Source organism: Thermoflexibacter ruber (assembly GCF_900113045.1).
Taxonomy (GTDB): Bacteria; Bacteroidota; Bacteroidia; order Cytophagales; family Thermoflexibacteraceae; genus Thermoflexibacter; species Thermoflexibacter ruber.
In genome coordinates this window covers 35,321-51,352 of the sequence record NZ_FONY01000031.1, presented here as the reverse complement: position 1 = coordinate 51,352, position 16,032 = coordinate 35,321, and the positions used below count along the sequence as shown (strand labels likewise).

Here is a 16,032-nt window from a genome sequence, read left to right as displayed (position 1 = left end):
CAAAAATGAAAAAAATTATTCTTTTTGGAGCGACAGGTTTTGTCGGCTCTGAAATACTCCAACAAGCTATTCATAGAGGGTTTCATGTCAAAACATTGGTTAGAAATCCTGCTAAATTGAAGATGATGCACTCTTTGTTAGAAACCGTCTTGGGTGATGTGAGTTCTTTGGAACAGGTAGAACGTGTTTTAGAGGAAGATGCCTTAGTCGTATCTGCCTTGTCAGCAAACACGATTGATGAAAGAATCACCTATATAGAAAACATCATTAAAGCGATGAATAACAAAGGACTAAGTAGGTTGATTGTGCTTGGAGGGGCGGGCATTCTTCAAATATCCGAAACCCAAAAACTCTATGAGGGTGAGCATTTTCCGCTTGAATTGTTAAGGTTTACCTTAGGTCATTTGGGCGTATTGGCGCATTTAAAGAAAAGTGGCATGGACTATACCTTGGTCTGCCCACCTCAGATATTGCCTAATCCAGCTACACATAACTACGCTGTTCATGAAAATTATGCTCCCAAGGGTTGGACGATTAACTGTGGTGATTTAGTTCATTTTATCATGGAAGAGGTTAAAAATAATAAATACATTAAATCACAGGTTAGCATTTCAAATTAATATTATGTCTTAAATTAAAATTATGTTGCCAAGTAGTTTTAAAGCTGTAGAGAATACTCATGCTTGGGCTAAGATAAAAAAATTTGGCTTTTATTTTTTGTTTAGTTATTATTTTCTGTATGCCTTCCCGCAGGTATTTGATGGCATTATTCCCTTCGTTGATGGTATCTTGGGACATTATTATTCTGCACAAGATAGCTTTGTTTCTTTTGTTGGCGAAGCAATATTCAAGTTGGGATACCATGAACCCAATTATAATAGTGGGAGCGGCGACCAAGTTTTCTTTTACATCAGGCAGGTAGTGTTTTTGCTATTGGCATTGCTATCTGCATTGATATGGTTTTTGATAGCTAAGAAATACTCATCACACAATAAACTGTACGAAATACTGCGTATATATTTACGGTATTTTTTGGGTGCAATACTATTATCTTATGGTTTTGCCAAAGTATTTCCTTCTCAAATGCCTCCACTTACGCCCATACAACTTACGCAGCCCTACGGTCATTTTTCTCCAATGGGAATTGCTTGGGCTTTTATGGGGTCATCTCCTGCTTTTCAGGTGTTTACGGGTGTTTTAGAGGTGCTGAGTGGCTTGTTGCTCTTGTTCAGAAAAACGACAACACTTGGAGCTTTGCTTGCTGTAATTGTATTGATGGGAGTCGTCGTATTTAATTTTTGTTATGACATTCCTGTAAAAATTAACTCTACTAATTATCTATTTATTGCTGTCTTTCTCTTGCTGAATGCCCGTAAGAGCTTAGTCAATCTATTCTTTTTTCATCAGGAAACAAAGCCAGAAACAAGTATAGAGCTATTCATGGGCAAAAAGCAAAGAATTACGGCTATTGTATTCAAATACAGCTACATAGCCTATCTGCTTTTTGTTTTTACGACAGACGCATACTCTTTCTATTTTGATGAAGTAAAACAACGCAGTCAGCACCCTTTGTATGGAGTATATGATGTAGGGATTTTTATTCGAAATAATGATACGATTCCTATGCTGAAAGGAGATACAAGCGTTTGGAACAAGATAGTGCTAAGTTATCCCAAAGTGTTATCAGTAAGAGATATGAAAGATAGCTTACAAAGATTCCCAATTATCGATTTTGATAGTGCAAAATATGCTGTCAAGTTTTTAACTAATCCAAGTGATACTACGCATATAAGTACTCTATATTATCATAAAAGTCAAGGAGGGCAGATGGAACTCATTGGCAATGTTGGCAGGGATAGTGTATTTATCAAGGCATACCTCATAGAACAGGAAAAGTATTTAATCCTCAACAGAGGCTTCCATTGGATAAGCGAAAAACCTTTTAACAAATAATCATTTTTAAACAGGTAATAGACACAAAGTGAGCAGTGAAGTGAGCATAGCTTCGCTCTACATTTGCAAAATCAAATTTATTAAACTCATACTTTTATGTCTAAATCATATCATTTTATCACTCAATGGCGCGTAGTCGCTAACCAAGAAGAAGTATATCATACGTTAGAGCAAGTAGAAGAGCTAACCCGTTGGTGGTGTTCTGTTTATCTTGATTTGAAGGTAATAGACAAGGGGCAAAAAGGGGGTGTAGGCAAGGTAGTAGAACTTTATACCAAAGGTTTTCTTCCTTATACTTTGCGGTGGAAATTCAGAGTAGTAGAAACTAATTTTCCTCATGGATTTGTGTTGGAGGCTTTTGGAGATTTTGTAGGGCGTGGCGTATGGACTTTTGAGCAAGACGGAGCGTATTGTAATATTATATACGATTGGAAAATAGAGGCAGAAAAACCCCTGCTCAAATACCTCTCTTTTTTGATGAAGCCCATTTTCTCTGCGAATCATGAATGGGCTATGTCAAAAGGCTTGACAAGTCTGGAATTGGAACTTAGAAGGAGAAAAGCTACTTCGGAAGCTGAAAGGAAAAGGATTCCACCACCACCAGCCCCTACCTTCCCTCATAATATCTTGAATAATAAAATCTTATAAAAATATATCGATAGATTTAATCTTAACTAAAACTCCATATTTACCATGAAAGAGATAGTAAATTATCAAAGAGGTATAAGGTTTTACTTGTTATTGGGCTTTGTCGTTTTGTTTTCTTTTGTATTCATTATCAACAATGCCTTGCCCTATTTCGACATAAACTCTCCTGTCTATGACACAGAGAAAATAAGACCATTTACAGGAGCATTATTGGCTCATATTCTTTTTGGTATTGTCGCATTATTAACAGGTATATCGCAGTTTTATACCTCACTAAGCAAAAGAAACAAATATTTTCATCGCTTTTTGGGGAGGCTATACTTCATTTCTGTATTGTTATCTGCTTTGGCAAGTATATATCTTTCTGTTTTTCATGCCATTATAGACAGAGGCTACATTACGTTTGGGATTGGTTTGCTTGGACTGGCTTTTGCGTGGCTCTCCACTTCCGTGATGGCTTTTGTAGCTATCATCAATAAACAAATCAGCCAACACAAAGAGTGGGTACTCAGAAGCTATGTAGTAACTTGTGGTTTTATCCTTTTCCGAATGGTATTTGGCACCTTAGAACAGGTCTTGCAAGTAAGCCATATAGATAGTGGAAATATTGCGGCATGGGTATGCTGGTCTATTCCTTTGCTAATTTGTGAGATAATTATTCAAAGTAAAAAAGTCATTTTTCAAAATAAATTTTAACCGAAAATAAATTATTAAGTCATGAAAAATCAAACTGTAATTAATGTTTACATTATCCTGTCATCAATTTTAATAGCAATCATGCTATTTTCTTTTAAAAATTTGAAAGAAAGTTTTGAGGAAATTTCTGTCAAACGCATAAACATTGTTGATAATAATGGTAAAAATGTAATTGTAATTTCCAATCAAGAAAAATTTCCCTTGCCAATATTGAATGGGAAAGAATTTGAAAGGAGTGTTGCTCCTTCTGGAATGGTATTTTATAAGAAAAACGGTGATGAATGTGGTGGAATTGGCATTCTCGATATCCCCAAAGCAAATATGACAAAAATGATATTTGACTATTCTAACTCAGAAGCATTGGGTTTTAGTATGTTCGAAACTAAAAACGGAAAAAGTTATGGTGCGGGGTTTTCAATAGCGGAACGTATTCCATTAGGCGCAGATATATTAAAAGTTGGTACAAGTGGACCTGAAAGAATCAGCCTAAGTACTGATAAAAAGGATGCTTTTTTGTCAATTAATGACCCTGAGGGTAAGCCTAAAATCATATTAATGGTTGACAGTTTGGGCGTACCTTCATTTAAAGTTTTTGATAAAAATGGTAAAGCGAAGGAGTATATTCTTAAAGATTAGTTTTTAATTGGTTATATCTAAATTTTAAAAAAATATTTAATCAATTCTTTACTAAGAACAAATACAATTTTAAAATTGCATTTATGCGATTCTAAGTAATTGAAGAGCAACAGATTCGCATAAATATAAATCTGCATTTGTTTTGTCTATTTACTTAATATTTAGCACCTACGAATAGAATCTTATACCATGCAATTTTTTTAGTAAAGATATGATAAAGGTAAAATTAAATGCGTTAGACCTGCTTATAAAATAAATTCAATAGATAATCATAATGAAGTATTACATTCTAACACTGATAATTATATGCGGTTTAAACGGCTATGCCCAAAAAGTAGAAACAGATATTTCTGCTTGCAAGGCAATTTTTGGAGTATTGGAAGCCATGAAATCAGGCAAAGAAAAGACAGAGATAGAGCAACAGATCAACAATGTATTAGCTTCCAAAGCTTATCAAACCATGTTCCAACACTACAATCGCAGTTGGCGACCCAATCACCTTCCTGAAAATACATTTAAGCGAATGATATTATCCCTAAAATATCCAAATGAGTACACACAAGGAGAAAATCAAAGGGCAGACGCAATGTTAGTATTCTGGAAGAAAGCATTTGAAAATATAGAGCAGTTTAATAGAGATGTTCTTCTTTTAGAAAAAACAAATCTTGCTGTTTTGATACAAAAGGGAGTCAAATATGCCCAAAAATGGCTACCTTCCTCTATGCAAATTCCCGATTTCTACTTTTTTATTCACCCGAATGGAGGTAGTCCTGCATTTGCTATTAATGGAAGTCAGGGCTACGATTTTTTCCAATTGGACAGAGACGACAAAGGGAATATTGATGTTCAGAAACTCATTGACGTAATTTCTCATGAATCTCACCACCTTGGTCTAAATCCTCAATCAATCTCTTTCAAAAGCAATAAAGACTCTCTTGCCTATACTTATTTGATGACTTTTGTAGCAGAAGGCACAGCAACCAAGTTTGTAGATAATATGCCAGGAGGTTTTGTTCCTAAAGTGCGGAAAACAAGGATAAGAAATTGGGATACCAGAGTTGCCAATATTTGGAAAGATTATACTTTGCAAGAAAAAAAACTATTTGAACGCTTTGAATCAGATTTGGCAAAGATATATGCAGGCGAATACAATAAGGACAGCATACAATTCTATATGCACCAGTATTGGCTAAGTGGCTACAAAGGAAGAGCCTATTTTTTAGGAGCAGAACTTTTTGGTGCAGTATATCAGGCTTTCGGTAAGAAAAAACTTTTTTATGTCATGGAGAATCCTAAGTACCTACTTGCCTATTACAATCGCTCCGTTGAAAAAATAAGACTCAAAAATACCATAAAATTAAGCAAATGGACAACTACAATTTTCTAAAAATCAATCTTATCAGCAAAAGAATTACATTTTTTTTGATAAGCTTTATTTTTGTGATGCAGATTTGCACAGCCCAAGCTAACAAACCCACTATCTCAGATGCTGAAGAATCAGTAGTGTTTATCAAAGACAACATCTCGAGCTTTGATAGCCTCAAGCAGATGTTCAGAGAGCGGGTAGTTTATGTGGACATTTGGGCTACTTGGTGCGCACCCTGTCGCCGAGAATTTAAATACAAGCAACCTTTGCAGGAATATGCAAAAGCTAACAATATCGTATTGCTTTACATCTCAGGCGACAAACCTAAAGATGAGCCTAAATGGAAAGAAATAGTACTCAAGAACAAGTTGAGTGGATATCATATACGCATGAACGATAAATTAAAAGCAGACATCAAACAAAAATTTGCAAGACCTCTAAAAAGTTCTGGCGAGTTGGCACTCATTTACCCAACTTATATTATTTTAGATAAATTTGGAAATATTTTGGAAAATATCCCTAAACCAAGTAATTATGTAGAAGTATTAAGAGAATTAGAAAAACTTGATAAATAAAAGTAGCCGCTAAAACTACTAAACCCAATTATATGAATCCAGACCTAAGCAATTTCTTTCAACAACGAGCTAATTATTTTCATCAACAAGTCCAAGTATTTCAAAAACAAGACAATAACTATTCTTGGGCGCGTACTGTTTTTTTTGTAGTTGCCCTAATTTTAGTAATATGGTTTGCCAATGAGCGAGACGCTATTTATACCGCACTTACCTTTTTAGTCGCTCTCCCTATTTTTATTTTTTTAGTAAAAACGCATCAAAAAATTATTGCTCAAAAAAAGCATTTCCAATTTTTAAAACTCATTAACGAAAAGGAAATCAAACGCTTAGAAGGGAAGTTTGATGAATTTGAAAATGACGGGGCAGAGTTTTTTGACGAAACTCATTCTTACTCAGCAGACTTAGATATTTTTGGAAAAAACTCTCTTTTTCAATATCTTACGCATACGGTAACGCCTTTGGGCAAGCAAGTATTGGCAGATTGGCTTAGCCATAGTGCAGATGCTCAGGAAATTAGGTCAAGACAGGAGGCAGTGAGAGAATTAGGTCAGAAAATAGATTTTTTGCAAAATTTTGAGGCAAGTGGTTTGGCTTTTAAGCAAGAAGCCTTAGAAGTAGAAAAGTTTTGGGCTTGGGTAGTAAAAGACAATCAACTAACTAATAATCAGATTTTTAAACTTATTAGCTTAGTATTGCCTTTCCTTTTTGTAAGTACGCTTCTTATTATTGCTATTTTTGACTTGCCTTTGTTGTGGATAGCTTTGCCTTTCTTGCTCAACGTCTTTGTATTAGGAAAAGTAAGTGAATGGGTAAAAAATACTTTGGCAGAGGTTTCTCCTCTCTTGACCACCGTTCAGGCAGTAGGCAAGCTAATAGGTTTGATAGAGCAAGAAGAATTTGAGAGCGAGAAAAATAAGCAAATAAAAAACAGTCTTAGACACGACAAAATATTGGTTTCCAAAGCAATAAAAAAGCTATCTTCTCTGATAGCTAATTTAGAGTTTCGTCAAAATCCTTACTTTTTTGCTTTCATCAACATTCCTTTGCTGTGGGACTTACATTTTTTAATTCGTTTAGAAAGTTGGAAAAAAGCCTATCAGAAGGAAGCCAAGCAATGGTTTGAAGCCGTAGCAGCATTAGAAGCATTGAATAGCTTGGCTTGCTTTCATATCTTGCACCCCAACTATGCTTTTCCAAGCATAGAAGAAAAACAGTTTTTGTACAAAGCAAAGAATTTAGGACACCCGCTCATTCATTTTTCTAAGCGAGTAAGCAATGATTTTTCCTTAGCCGATAGAGGCACCATTCATATAATTACTGGCTCTAATATGTCAGGGAAAAGTACTTTTCTTAGAACAGTTGGCATCAATGCAGTATTGGCTTTGGCAGGGGCACCAGTTTGCGCCAATGAGATGCAAATTTGTGTTTTACAAACATTTACAAGCATGAGAACGCATGATTCACTCAGCGAAAGTGTATCTTCTTTTTACGCAGAACTCAAACGCATTAGGCTACTATTGGACAAGCTGAATCATGAGCCTCCTATGCTGTTTTTGTTAGATGAAATACTGAAAGGGACAAACTCTGAAGACCGCAATAAAGGAGCCAAAGGACTAATACGCCAATTGCACAAATCCAAGCTGTCGGGCTTAGTTTCTACCCACGATTTGGCATTAGGAGAGTTAGCCAAAGAAAATCCTGCCTACATCAACAATTACAGTTTTAATAGTGAGTTGATTGATAATCAACTACATTTTCCTTATCAACTTTCCGAAGGCGTTTGCCAAAGTTTTAATGCAAGTGTATTGATGAAAATGATAGGCATAGAGATAGAGTAGAGCAAATCAGTCTAATCCCTGCTCTCACTTTTCTACTTGATTTTCCTCAAAAATAATCAATAAGGACTTGAAAGCCATAGAGATAGCTTGCAAACTAAGTAATGCAAAACCTAAAAACATGAAAGACTTGATAACAAAGCGATAAGGTAGTCCTCCCGCATCAGAAGACCCCTCGCCTATTCGCCATGACAGCTGGATATAGGGAATTGCTCCTTTGAAAATAATGAAACAAAAAGGTAACAAGAATAGTAAGCAACCTAACAAATTGATGTATGCTTTTTTCTTTGGTGGAAATTTGGCATAAAGTACATCTACTCTGACGTGGCGGTCATGTTTGAGCGTATAGCCAGCACCTACTAAAAAAATGATAGCAAACAAATGCCACTCCAATTCAAAAATAGCTACATTGGTAGCGTTAAATACGTACCTCATCAGTACATCATAGCAAAATAACAAGACCAGCAAAGTAGTCAACCAAGCCGTAATGCGACCTATTCTTTCGTTAAGTGCGTCTATCTGCTTGGCTGAGTAAGATAAAAACTTAAGCATAGTTTAAGAGATTTATTTCAAAAGCAATTTTTACAGCCTCTTTCCCCTCCCCTTTTGAGAGGGGAAATTAGAGGCTTTAGTAAGAAGTCTAATATTGATGAAAAGCATCAGAAATAAAAGATAAAACTTCTGGTAGCGATTCTCGCCAATACGTCCAAGTATGTCCACCGTTACGTATCCTGAACTCGTGTGGAATTTCTTTTTTCTTCATTGCAATATGTACCAAAGAGTTGCCTTCGTACAAAAAATCGTCATCTCCACAGTCTATGTACCAACGTACTGCTTTTTTGTCTTGTTCTTTGATATTTTCTATCAAAGGCAATACGCCATATTGCTTGAAATAAGGCTCTACATCACTTTCTTTGTAGTCTTTAACCCCCCTGCGTTCAAACATTTGTTTAGTATCCTCCACACTTAGCGGCCCTGCATACGCACTCAGCGGACAGGCAGAGGAGAACAAGTCAGGGCGATGCAAGGCATACACAAAAGTTCCTCCTCCTCCCATAGACAGTCCTGCAATAGCACGATAGCGTTTTTCACTTTTGATTCTATATTTTTTCTCAACAAAAGGCATCAACTCCTCAAAGAAAAAATCTTCATATCTCCATTTTCCATCGGGAGAGTTGTAGTAACCTCTTTGTCCTGTATTTGCATCGGGCATGATGATAACCATAGGCGTTGCTTTGCCTTCGCGGATTGCTTTGTCTGCGATGTGGAGTACTTCACCAAATTGTACCCAACCCGTCTGGTCATCGCCTGCTCCATGCAAAAGGTACAATACAGGGTACTTGCGGTTTGAGGTTTCATAGTCTGGGGGTAAATAGACCGCATATTTTCTTTCACTATTGAGAATCTTACTTGGGAGGGCTAAGTCATCAAAAACTTTCCCTGTTTGTGCTTTGGCTACACACAAGAGCATAAAAGCAGTGATAAATAAAATGAGCCTTGACATTAGTTTAGCATTTTTAAAGGTTAAAGAAAGAAAAATAATTTTTTTAATATCTAATTACCAGCCTATTCCATAGTCTTCTCCATGATTGCTCGAGCCTCCCCAAAAACTTCCATTTTCCCAATCAAAATAAATCGCATTGATGGGACCGCTTGTGCGGTCTTGGTAGGTAATTTTATAGCCCATGCGGGAGAGTTCTTTTCTTATCCAAGCAGGCATCTCACTATTTAGCGTCAGTGAGCCTACTGCTTTTTCGTGCTTGCCAAAACTGGAATACATTTGGTAGGTCTTAAAACTTGGGGCTTCGCAAGCCTCTTGTACGGTCATATTAAACTCTACCATGTTCAGAAAAAACTGAATCAGCAACTGGTCTTGCTCATCTCCTGCCTGCTTGGCAAAAGAAAGGAAGGGTTTTCCGTCTTTCAATGCCATGCTCGGCGTAAGGGTTACTCTTGGACGCTTGCCCGGTGCCACTACATTGAACGGGTTTTCTTTTTCATCTAAAACAAAAGACTGCATGCGTTGGCTCATGCCTATTCCAGTATTCCCTGCGATGCAGGCTGGCACCCACCCACCACTGGGCGTAATGGATACCACCCAGCCTTCCTTGTCTGCTGCTTCTACTGAGGTAGTTCCTGCCGCAAATTCCTCTAAAAAATTTTCGTCTAAAGGATTTTGACTTGTAGGCTTATGCAAATGAGCAGTTCCCCATTTTTCTAATAAAGTCAAATAAGGATTTGTTTTCCCCTCAAAAGGATAAGGGTCGCCGGGTTTGGCATTGGGGTCATTTCTGTCTGGATTGATGAGTTTAGCTCTCTCTTTCGCATATTCTTTGGAAAGCAAGCCTTTTATTGGCTCATCAGGTGGGAAAGCAGGGTCGCCATAGTAAAAATCTCTATCAGCAAAAGCTAAGTTCATCGCTTGGTAAAGCGTATGAATATAGCGAGTAGAGTTGTAGCCCATACTTTTCAAGTCAAAATTTTCCAAGATATTGAGGGTTTGGAGCATGGCAGGACCTTGTGTCCACTGCTGGAGTTTATAGACTTCTATTCCCTTATAGGTAGTCATTAGAGGCTCTTCTATTTTTACTTTCCAGTTGGCTAAGTCCTGTTCTGTAATTAACCCTCCCTGCTCTTGGCAACCTCTGGCAAACTCTTTGGCAATATCTCCTTTGTAAAATCTATCATAAGCAGCATAGATAGCCTCTTTTCTATTTTTCCCTTTTTTCAAAGCCTCCTGCTCTGCTTCTACTAACTTTTTTAAGGTTTCTAATAAGTCTTTTTGCACAAAAATTTCGCCTGCATTAGGGGCTTCTCTTTTTTCGCCCAAATGAGGGAGAAAAACCTTAGTAGAATATTTCCACTGCTTTATTTGCTCTTTTCCTCTTTCTATGGAGTTTGCCGTTTGTGCTTCTATGGGGTAGCCCTCTGCCATCTGCATGGCAGGAGCAAGTACTTCTTTGAGGCTCATCGTCCCAAACTCAGCTAACATGACCATGAGTCCGCCGGGAGTACCGGGCGTTACTGCTGCCAAAGGACCATACTCTGGTGGGTACTTCATGCCTTTCCCTTTGAAAAACTCTGGAGTAGCTCCCGTAGGCGCAACCCCTAAAGCATTGATAGCAATGACTTTTTTTGTTTTGGGATTGTAAATCAATGCCTGCGTTTCGCCTCCCCAGCTTAGCACGTCCCACATAGTACAGGTAGCGGCTAACATCGCACAGGAAGCATCAACGGCATTACCTCCTTTGGTAAAAATCATCGCTCCTGCCGTAGCGGCTAAGGGCTTTCCTGTAATTGCCATCCAATGTCTGCCATGCAAAGGAGGTTTTTGTGTATTGACAGGAAGATTGTTAAATGATTGGCTATGTGCAAAAAAAGCAACTGCTAATAGCCATGATAAAGTAAGACTTTGCTTCATAATGGTAATGATTTATATGGAAATGAAAGAAAGTTAATATTGGGCTTTTACTACTGTTTCTTCTTTGAATTTCATGTCTATTTCTCTTGACAAAAAGTCAGTATTTTTACCAAAACCCACTCCGCCAGCCTTTAAGATAGCATCATTTGCTACTTTTTTGATAGGAGTATAACAAGAAGGAGGTTCTGGTTTATAAGGTACATTAGTCAGTAAGTTATACACTGAGATTAGCGACCATCTCGCCTTCTCGCTAAGGTTAGCATTGGACCGGTGCAAAAGATTGCAATGGAAAAATAAGGCATCTCCCGGCTCTAATTCTACATAAACAAGCTCCATTCTTTCCAAAGCAACATTGACTTTTTCCATATCTGCCCCTACCTGCTCACCGCTCATGTTGTGATTCACTCTTTCCATTTTGTGAGAGCCTTTGATTACCTGCATACAACCATTCTCTTTGGTCGCTTCTGTAAGTGCTACCATAATACTTACCATTTGAGGGAACAGAAATCCATTGTTGTACCAGTAGCCGTAGTCCTGATGCCATTCCCACGCTCCCCCTTTTTTAGGTTCTTTTTGCATGAGTTTGGAGTGGTAATGCCCCACCTGTCCTCCTAAAATGAGTTCTGCTGCCTCTACTACACGCTCGCATCGGCTATACATACTGTAAATATCTTCACCTGGGGTGTACCAGAGGGCAAGGCGAGTTTTAAAACCTTGCGTATCATTCAAATCGATAGAGTTTTTCCCTACCGAATCATCTGCAATAGCCGTTTGGTACATCATATCTACTTCCTCTTTGCTCAAAAAGTTTTTGATAATGACATAGCCGTCTTTCTCAAAATCAGGAAGATGTTTACTTGTAAAAGAATTGAATTTCATATTTACTATGTTTTTGGTTTATGTATCCAATAAAGACAAACTTATATCTTTAATCTGATAAAACATACTTACCTCATCTTTTACCCGTGACGGGTTTTGCAAACCTGTTACGGGTGAGTATAACCTAAGTTGTAAGATTTGACAAATATTTTTGAGATTAAAACAAAACGAAAATAGTTAAATTTACAAGGGAAAAGAAATTTATCACATAAAAAGAAATATTAAATTTTCCTAAGTTATAATATTTTTTTACATTAGTTGTTATTAAAACATATATTCTTTAATCATTACCCCATTTTTTATGAAAAACATTGTTTTTAAAGTATTGCTAATCAATTTATTATCTGTTTTTCTTTATACTGATGATGTTTTTTCACAAGTCAAAAAAATACCTACTACGGCAGATACCTTGAATAATTTGACGAAGGAATTTATTAGCACCTATAACAATTTTTCCAAAACCTTAGACAAAGAAAGCGTGCTGAAGTACATGGATAAAAGTGTTTCAGCTTTGCTTACCAATACTAATATCAGTAAAAATGTACTTAAATTTAAAAGCGACTATAAGGGTTTTGAGGATTACTTAGACAAACTCAAAGAGGCAACACAAAGAGGTATTATTTTAGGATATAGGCTTACAGGTATTATTAGAACGTATGTAAACGGAGATATGGGTGTAGTAACTTATACAGCTGACTATGATATTCATAGACAAAAAAAGATGTGGGCAAAAGGTACAGAAACAGTAACGCTGGCATTCAAAAGGCAAAAAGAGGAATGGAAAATTATACACTATACCACTGCCACCATAGAAGACCATAAGTTTGTGGGTGAGTGTTACTGCGAATATGCAGAGCTACCTAATAACTCCTTTGAAACCAATACTATGATTCCTGCGGGCAAAGGCTATGAGGAGAAAAAAAGCAAGGTATCTTTCGAGGAGGTAAACGAAGGAGATGTACGCATACGCAAAGTAAGAGTAGATGACAAAGTATATCGTTGGGAACTTTCCTCAGAGTTATTTACTGACGTAGCTCCGCAAACAGCAACAACGGTTAGCTCAGGAACGAGCGGACTGTCTATTCAAAGTTTAGGCAAGAGCAGAACCAAGCAAGAGGTACTTGAAAAGGTCATTCTACACTACTTCCAAGAAAACTGCCAAGAAATAAAATCTAAAAAATTAGCAAAAAAGTAAGCACTTCTATACGATTTATGTTTGTACTTGTCGAGCAGAATAGCATAGCCAACCAATTCTTGGCAGAGTTGCGTCACCAAGAAATACAAAAAGACAAAGCAAGATTTCGGCATAACTTGGAGCGAGTGGGAGAAGTTTTAGCCTATGAGATTTCTAAAACACTTGACTATCAAGTAGAAAAAATTACAACTCCCTTAGGAGTAGCCCATACGCATTTACCTAAGTCCTACCCTATTTTGGCTTGTATTATGCGAGCAGGTTTTCCTTTTTATCAAGGCTTTTTGCGATTTTTTGACTCTTCCGAAAGCGCATTTATAGGTGCTTTCAGAGGAAAAACCAAAGAAGATGAGCAGTTTGATATAGAACTGCACTATTCTGCCGTTCCCAATCTCCATGAAAAATCTTTGATTATCATAGACCCTATGCTCGCTACGGGGAAGTCCATCGTTTTAGCCTATAAGCAACTTCTCAGCTATGGTGCCCCTTTGTCAGTCCATATCGCTTCTGTCATAGCAAGTCGTGAGGGCATTCATCACCTTAGTTCCCAGATTCCCCATGCCAAAATTTGGGTAGGCGAGATAGATGCGGAGTTAAATAAGAAGTTCTACATCGTTCCGGGATTGGGTGATGCGGGAGATTTGGCATTTGGGGAGAAGCTGTGAATTTTTTGATGCTCAACGTATTATTGGCAAGTAAAGAAAATAATTCCTTTCTGCATTTTTTGTACGATTGCCACTATCAAGTTGCCATTTCTTTCTAAGACGATTTGCGTTACTTCCCATTGTCAAACTTTGGTAAATTGTCTATACTTATTTCTAAGGCATTTGCAATTTTCTCAATGTTACTAAGGGTTATATTTTTCTCGGCATGCTCTATCATTCCTATATAAGTTCTATGTAAGTCAGCTTTGAATGAGAGTTCTTCTTGTGAAAGTTTTTTTCTTTCCTTAATTCTCATACCCGTTGCCCAAATTTTATTAAAATCTCTTTTTGTTTCATTGATGAAATTACAATAAAACAAAGCTACTTACAGTATGTATCCTAAACAACATACCAAAGTTAGCATTTAGGATTTTAGATTAAGGCGATAAAATTGTACTTTATTTATAAAGTAAGAAATACCCAAATAAAAAAGAAGCAAGGCATTGATAAAAACAAAAGTCCCCAGTGCTTCGTGGAACCAAGTGAGCCTTGCTAAATTAGGGAAAGTTTTTAAGGAAATGACAGCTATAAAAATCCGAGAGCTATTTGTAAAAATAGTAATTAAAAAGGTGATACAAAGCAAAAAAAGCAAATAAAAAGGCAAGCCTTTGAGGCGAGGATTCCTCATAGCCCATGCAAAACCTCCTGAGAGAAAGGCAATGACCCAGAAGTTTAGTCCTGCACAAGACTTATCAATGCAAATGCCTAATAGAGAAAAAACATAGCCCTTTTCTGCCTCAAAAATCCCTTGACTGCCTGTCCACATCTCTACAAGCAGGTGCGTAGGGTAAAGAATAAAATTAAGCTGCTCATTGTTGGCTACAGAGTAAAAATATTTGATTCCCAGCCCTATACACAAAAAAGGCAAGTGATAAAGCAAGGAACTGAACAGGTCTATTATTTTTTTAGAACTTCTTTTGTTTGTATGAACGTCCATTTTCTTTTACTAAACAAAAAAGGTTCTACTTTTTTATCAGTAGAACCATATTGAATTTCAGATTTTTAAAGACTACTCATCATCCTCTTCGTTATTAACTAAGTAATCTTGCCATTTATTTTTGCTGAATTTTTCCTTGATTCCTTTGGTTGGAGTTTTCATTTTTGGGAAACCTTCCTCTTCGTAACCTTTGAACTTTCCGTTCTTTTTTGATTTATTGGGTTTAAAATTTTTAAGTGCCATTTTTCAAACAAATTTAATTCTCAAAAAGATTTTGTACTTTTTAAAATACCTATTGAGGTTTAAAGAAATTTGAATCTTAAAACTTTTAAAGATTTAATATTTATTACTAAAATCTTAAAACGATTCAAAACCGTTGTTTTTCTGCTTTTTATACGCTAAACAAAGTTGAGTGGCTGGTATGTCTTATCTTAGACAAACTTTTACTTAGCGTTTACTTTGGGCTAATGCAGCTGTGTACTCCATTAGTTCATATCGCCCTGCTACTCCTCTACCTGCAGAGAGATATGATAAGTCCTTTTTTTTATATTCTCATACAATATTCATTTTGGGTTTAAAGATTGATGATAGTATTTCTATCTTACGTCTAAGCATGTCAAGTTTTGAAAACCTGATATATTTGTTTGTAATAACGTAAAAATTAATTATTCAGATACCCAAAAATAATAAATTTTTCGTGAAAACAAAATAAAAAAACTTAATTATTTTTATTTATTTTTAACTTATTGGTGATGACTTACTCGCATGATATTCTCTGTGGGTTCGTGTAACTTTGCAGGATTAATAAACAAATAAGTTCCTTCAAAGTGCTTATAAGAGGAAGACTTGTCATTGTCTATCTGTGTAACTCTCACGTAGTTATCCTCAAACTCAAAAAGTAAATTTTGCTTTTCTCCTTCGTAAAAATATTGGCTACTGCTTACATGGATAGCCTTTCCACTAATGTACTTTGTCTGTCGGGAGGCAGTAGCAATGATTTGGAAAGCAAATCGCTCATGGCTCAGTGGTGCTACCTCAAGCATATTGTTCTGAGTATAGTATCTTCCATTCAGAGGTGCGTGTTCACAACCAGCCAGCAATAGCAAAGCAAATAATAAAAGCCATTCGTTTTTAAGCATAATTTTATCAATTTTATTTTTTTCACTACATTTGAAAGTCTGATAAAGATA

The 16,032-nt window shown here is 36.6% G+C and carries 18 protein-coding genes; 10 read left to right on the top strand and 8 right to left on the bottom strand.

The window, feature by feature from the left end:
* Window positions 1-5: 5 nt before the first annotated feature.
* The 8 genes from BM141_RS16155 to BM141_RS16120 all read left to right on the top strand — a co-directional run bounded on the left by BM141_RS16155 (window position 6) and on the right by BM141_RS16120 (window position 7,712).
* Window positions 6-620 (top strand): NAD(P)-dependent oxidoreductase, encoded by a 615-nt coding sequence (locus BM141_RS16155; RefSeq protein WP_091548504.1) that lies wholly within the window; start codon window positions 6-8, stop codon window positions 618-620.
* Between the two features lie 22 nt (window positions 621-642).
* Window positions 643-1,953, top strand: coding sequence for a hypothetical protein (locus BM141_RS16150; protein ID WP_091548503.1), 1,311 nt, complete (start codon window positions 643-645; stop codon window positions 1,951-1,953).
* 96 nt (window positions 1,954-2,049) lie between these two features.
* On the top strand, window positions 2,050-2,601 hold the full coding sequence (locus BM141_RS16145; RefSeq protein WP_091548502.1) for an SRPBCC family protein: 552 nt from the start codon (window positions 2,050-2,052) through the stop codon (window positions 2,599-2,601).
* Between the two features lie 45 nt (window positions 2,602-2,646).
* Entirely contained in the window at window positions 2,647-3,297 is a 651-nt protein-coding gene (locus tag BM141_RS16140; RefSeq protein WP_091548501.1) for a DUF2306 domain-containing protein, read from the top strand.
* 21 nt (window positions 3,298-3,318) lie between these two features.
* Window positions 3,319-3,933 (top strand): hypothetical protein, encoded by a 615-nt coding sequence (locus BM141_RS16135; protein ID WP_091548500.1) that lies wholly within the window; start codon window positions 3,319-3,321, stop codon window positions 3,931-3,933.
* A 274-nt stretch (window positions 3,934-4,207) separates the two neighbouring features.
* Entirely contained in the window at window positions 4,208-5,320 is a 1,113-nt protein-coding gene (locus BM141_RS16130; RefSeq protein WP_091548499.1) for a DUF5700 domain-containing putative Zn-dependent protease, read from the top strand.
* Window positions 5,321-5,376: 56 nt separating this feature from the next.
* The gene (locus BM141_RS16125) at window positions 5,377-5,874 is read left to right on the top strand and encodes a TlpA family protein disulfide reductase (protein WP_221407693.1); all 498 of its coding nucleotides are present in this window, start codon (window positions 5,377-5,379) and stop codon (window positions 5,872-5,874) included.
* A gap of 32 nt (window positions 5,875-5,906) precedes the next feature.
* A complete protein-coding gene (locus BM141_RS16120; RefSeq protein WP_091548497.1) occupies window positions 5,907-7,712 on the top strand; it encodes a MutS-related protein in 1,806 nt (601 codons plus the stop codon).
* A 24-nt stretch (window positions 7,713-7,736) separates the two neighbouring features.
* Here BM141_RS16120 and BM141_RS16115 read toward each other — a convergent pair whose 3' ends face one another.
* From BM141_RS16115 to BM141_RS16100, 4 genes are all read right to left on the bottom strand, one after another.
* The gene (locus BM141_RS16115; protein WP_091548496.1) at window positions 7,737-8,261 is read right to left on the bottom strand and encodes a TRAP transporter small permease subunit; all 525 of its coding nucleotides are present in this window, start codon (window positions 8,259-8,261) and stop codon (window positions 7,737-7,739) included.
* Between the two features lie 88 nt (window positions 8,262-8,349).
* On the bottom strand, window positions 8,350-9,213 hold the full coding sequence (locus BM141_RS16110) for an alpha/beta hydrolase (RefSeq protein WP_091548495.1): 864 nt from the start codon (window positions 9,211-9,213) through the stop codon (window positions 8,350-8,352).
* A gap of 54 nt (window positions 9,214-9,267) precedes the next feature.
* Window positions 9,268-11,130 (bottom strand): gamma-glutamyltransferase family protein, encoded by a 1,863-nt coding sequence (locus BM141_RS16105; protein WP_091548494.1) that lies wholly within the window; start codon window positions 11,128-11,130, stop codon window positions 9,268-9,270.
* A 33-nt stretch (window positions 11,131-11,163) separates the two neighbouring features.
* A complete protein-coding gene (locus BM141_RS16100) occupies window positions 11,164-12,009 on the bottom strand; it encodes a phytanoyl-CoA dioxygenase family protein (protein WP_091548493.1) in 846 nt (281 codons plus the stop codon).
* A 301-nt stretch (window positions 12,010-12,310) separates the two neighbouring features.
* Between BM141_RS16100 and BM141_RS16095 the strand changes: the two genes are divergently transcribed.
* A complete protein-coding gene (locus BM141_RS16095; protein WP_091548492.1) occupies window positions 12,311-13,204 on the top strand; it encodes a nuclear transport factor 2 family protein in 894 nt (297 codons plus the stop codon).
* 17 nt (window positions 13,205-13,221) lie between these two features.
* Window positions 13,222-13,866 carry a uracil phosphoribosyltransferase gene (upp, locus tag BM141_RS16090; protein WP_091548491.1) on the top strand — a complete coding sequence of 215 codons (645 nt, stop codon included), beginning with the start codon at window positions 13,222-13,224 and terminating at the stop codon, window positions 13,864-13,866.
* A 109-nt stretch (window positions 13,867-13,975) separates the two neighbouring features.
* Here the strand turns inward: upp and BM141_RS16085 are convergent, their stop codons facing one another.
* The 4 genes from BM141_RS16085 to BM141_RS16075 all read right to left on the bottom strand — a co-directional run bounded on the left by BM141_RS16085 (window position 13,976) and on the right by BM141_RS16075 (window position 15,981).
* Window positions 13,976-14,161, bottom strand: coding sequence for a helix-turn-helix domain-containing protein (locus tag BM141_RS16085; RefSeq protein WP_091548522.1), 186 nt, complete (start codon window positions 14,159-14,161; stop codon window positions 13,976-13,978).
* A 108-nt stretch (window positions 14,162-14,269) separates the two neighbouring features.
* The gene (xrtK, locus tag BM141_RS16080; RefSeq protein ID WP_091548490.1) at window positions 14,270-14,842 is read right to left on the bottom strand and encodes an exosortase K; all 573 of its coding nucleotides are present in this window, start codon (window positions 14,840-14,842) and stop codon (window positions 14,270-14,272) included.
* A gap of 72 nt (window positions 14,843-14,914) precedes the next feature.
* The gene (locus BM141_RS23030; protein ID WP_177217413.1) at window positions 14,915-15,085 is read right to left on the bottom strand and encodes a hypothetical protein; all 171 of its coding nucleotides are present in this window, start codon (window positions 15,083-15,085) and stop codon (window positions 14,915-14,917) included.
* 500 nt (window positions 15,086-15,585) lie between these two features.
* Window positions 15,586-15,981: a hypothetical protein gene (locus BM141_RS16075; RefSeq protein ID WP_143090956.1), complete on the bottom strand. Its 396-nt coding sequence runs from the start codon at window positions 15,979-15,981 to the stop codon at window positions 15,586-15,588.
* Window positions 15,982-16,032: the final 51 nt, after the last annotated feature.

Coding starts and splice junctions, on each gene's coding strand:
- BM141_RS16140 (WP_091548501.1), top strand. CDS start 2,647: ATGAAAGAGATAGTAAATTATCAAAGAGGTATAAGGTTTTACTTGTTA.
- BM141_RS23030 (WP_177217413.1), bottom strand. CDS start 15,085: ATGGCACTTAAAAATTTTAAACCCAATAAATCAAAAAAGAACGGAAAG.
- BM141_RS16155 (WP_091548504.1), top strand. CDS start 6: ATGAAAAAAATTATTCTTTTTGGAGCGACAGGTTTTGTCGGCTCTGAA.
- BM141_RS16115 (WP_091548496.1), bottom strand. CDS start 8,261: ATGCTTAAGTTTTTATCTTACTCAGCCAAGCAGATAGACGCACTTAAC.
- BM141_RS16145 (WP_091548502.1), top strand. CDS start 2,050: ATGTCTAAATCATATCATTTTATCACTCAATGGCGCGTAGTCGCTAAC.
- BM141_RS16120 (WP_091548497.1), top strand. CDS start 5,907: ATGAATCCAGACCTAAGCAATTTCTTTCAACAACGAGCTAATTATTTT.
- BM141_RS16095 (WP_091548492.1), top strand. CDS start 12,311: ATGAAAAACATTGTTTTTAAAGTATTGCTAATCAATTTATTATCTGTT.
- BM141_RS16100 (WP_091548493.1), bottom strand. CDS start 12,009: ATGAAATTCAATTCTTTTACAAGTAAACATCTTCCTGATTTTGAGAAA.
- BM141_RS16105 (WP_091548494.1), bottom strand. CDS start 11,130: ATGAAGCAAAGTCTTACTTTATCATGGCTATTAGCAGTTGCTTTTTTT.
- BM141_RS16125 (WP_221407693.1), top strand. CDS start 5,377: ATGCAGATTTGCACAGCCCAAGCTAACAAACCCACTATCTCAGATGCT.
- BM141_RS16135 (WP_091548500.1), top strand. CDS start 3,319: ATGAAAAATCAAACTGTAATTAATGTTTACATTATCCTGTCATCAATT.
- BM141_RS16150 (WP_091548503.1), top strand. CDS start 643: ATGTTGCCAAGTAGTTTTAAAGCTGTAGAGAATACTCATGCTTGGGCT.
- xrtK (WP_091548490.1), bottom strand. CDS start 14,842: ATGGACGTTCATACAAACAAAAGAAGTTCTAAAAAAATAATAGACCTG.
- BM141_RS16075 (WP_143090956.1), bottom strand. CDS start 15,981: ATGCTTAAAAACGAATGGCTTTTATTATTTGCTTTGCTATTGCTGGCT.
- upp (WP_091548491.1), top strand. CDS start 13,222: ATGTTTGTACTTGTCGAGCAGAATAGCATAGCCAACCAATTCTTGGCA.
- BM141_RS16130 (WP_091548499.1), top strand. CDS start 4,208: ATGAAGTATTACATTCTAACACTGATAATTATATGCGGTTTAAACGGC.
- BM141_RS16110 (WP_091548495.1), bottom strand. CDS start 9,213: ATGTCAAGGCTCATTTTATTTATCACTGCTTTTATGCTCTTGTGTGTA.
- BM141_RS16085 (WP_091548522.1), bottom strand. CDS start 14,161: ATGAGAATTAAGGAAAGAAAAAAACTTTCACAAGAAGAACTCTCATTC.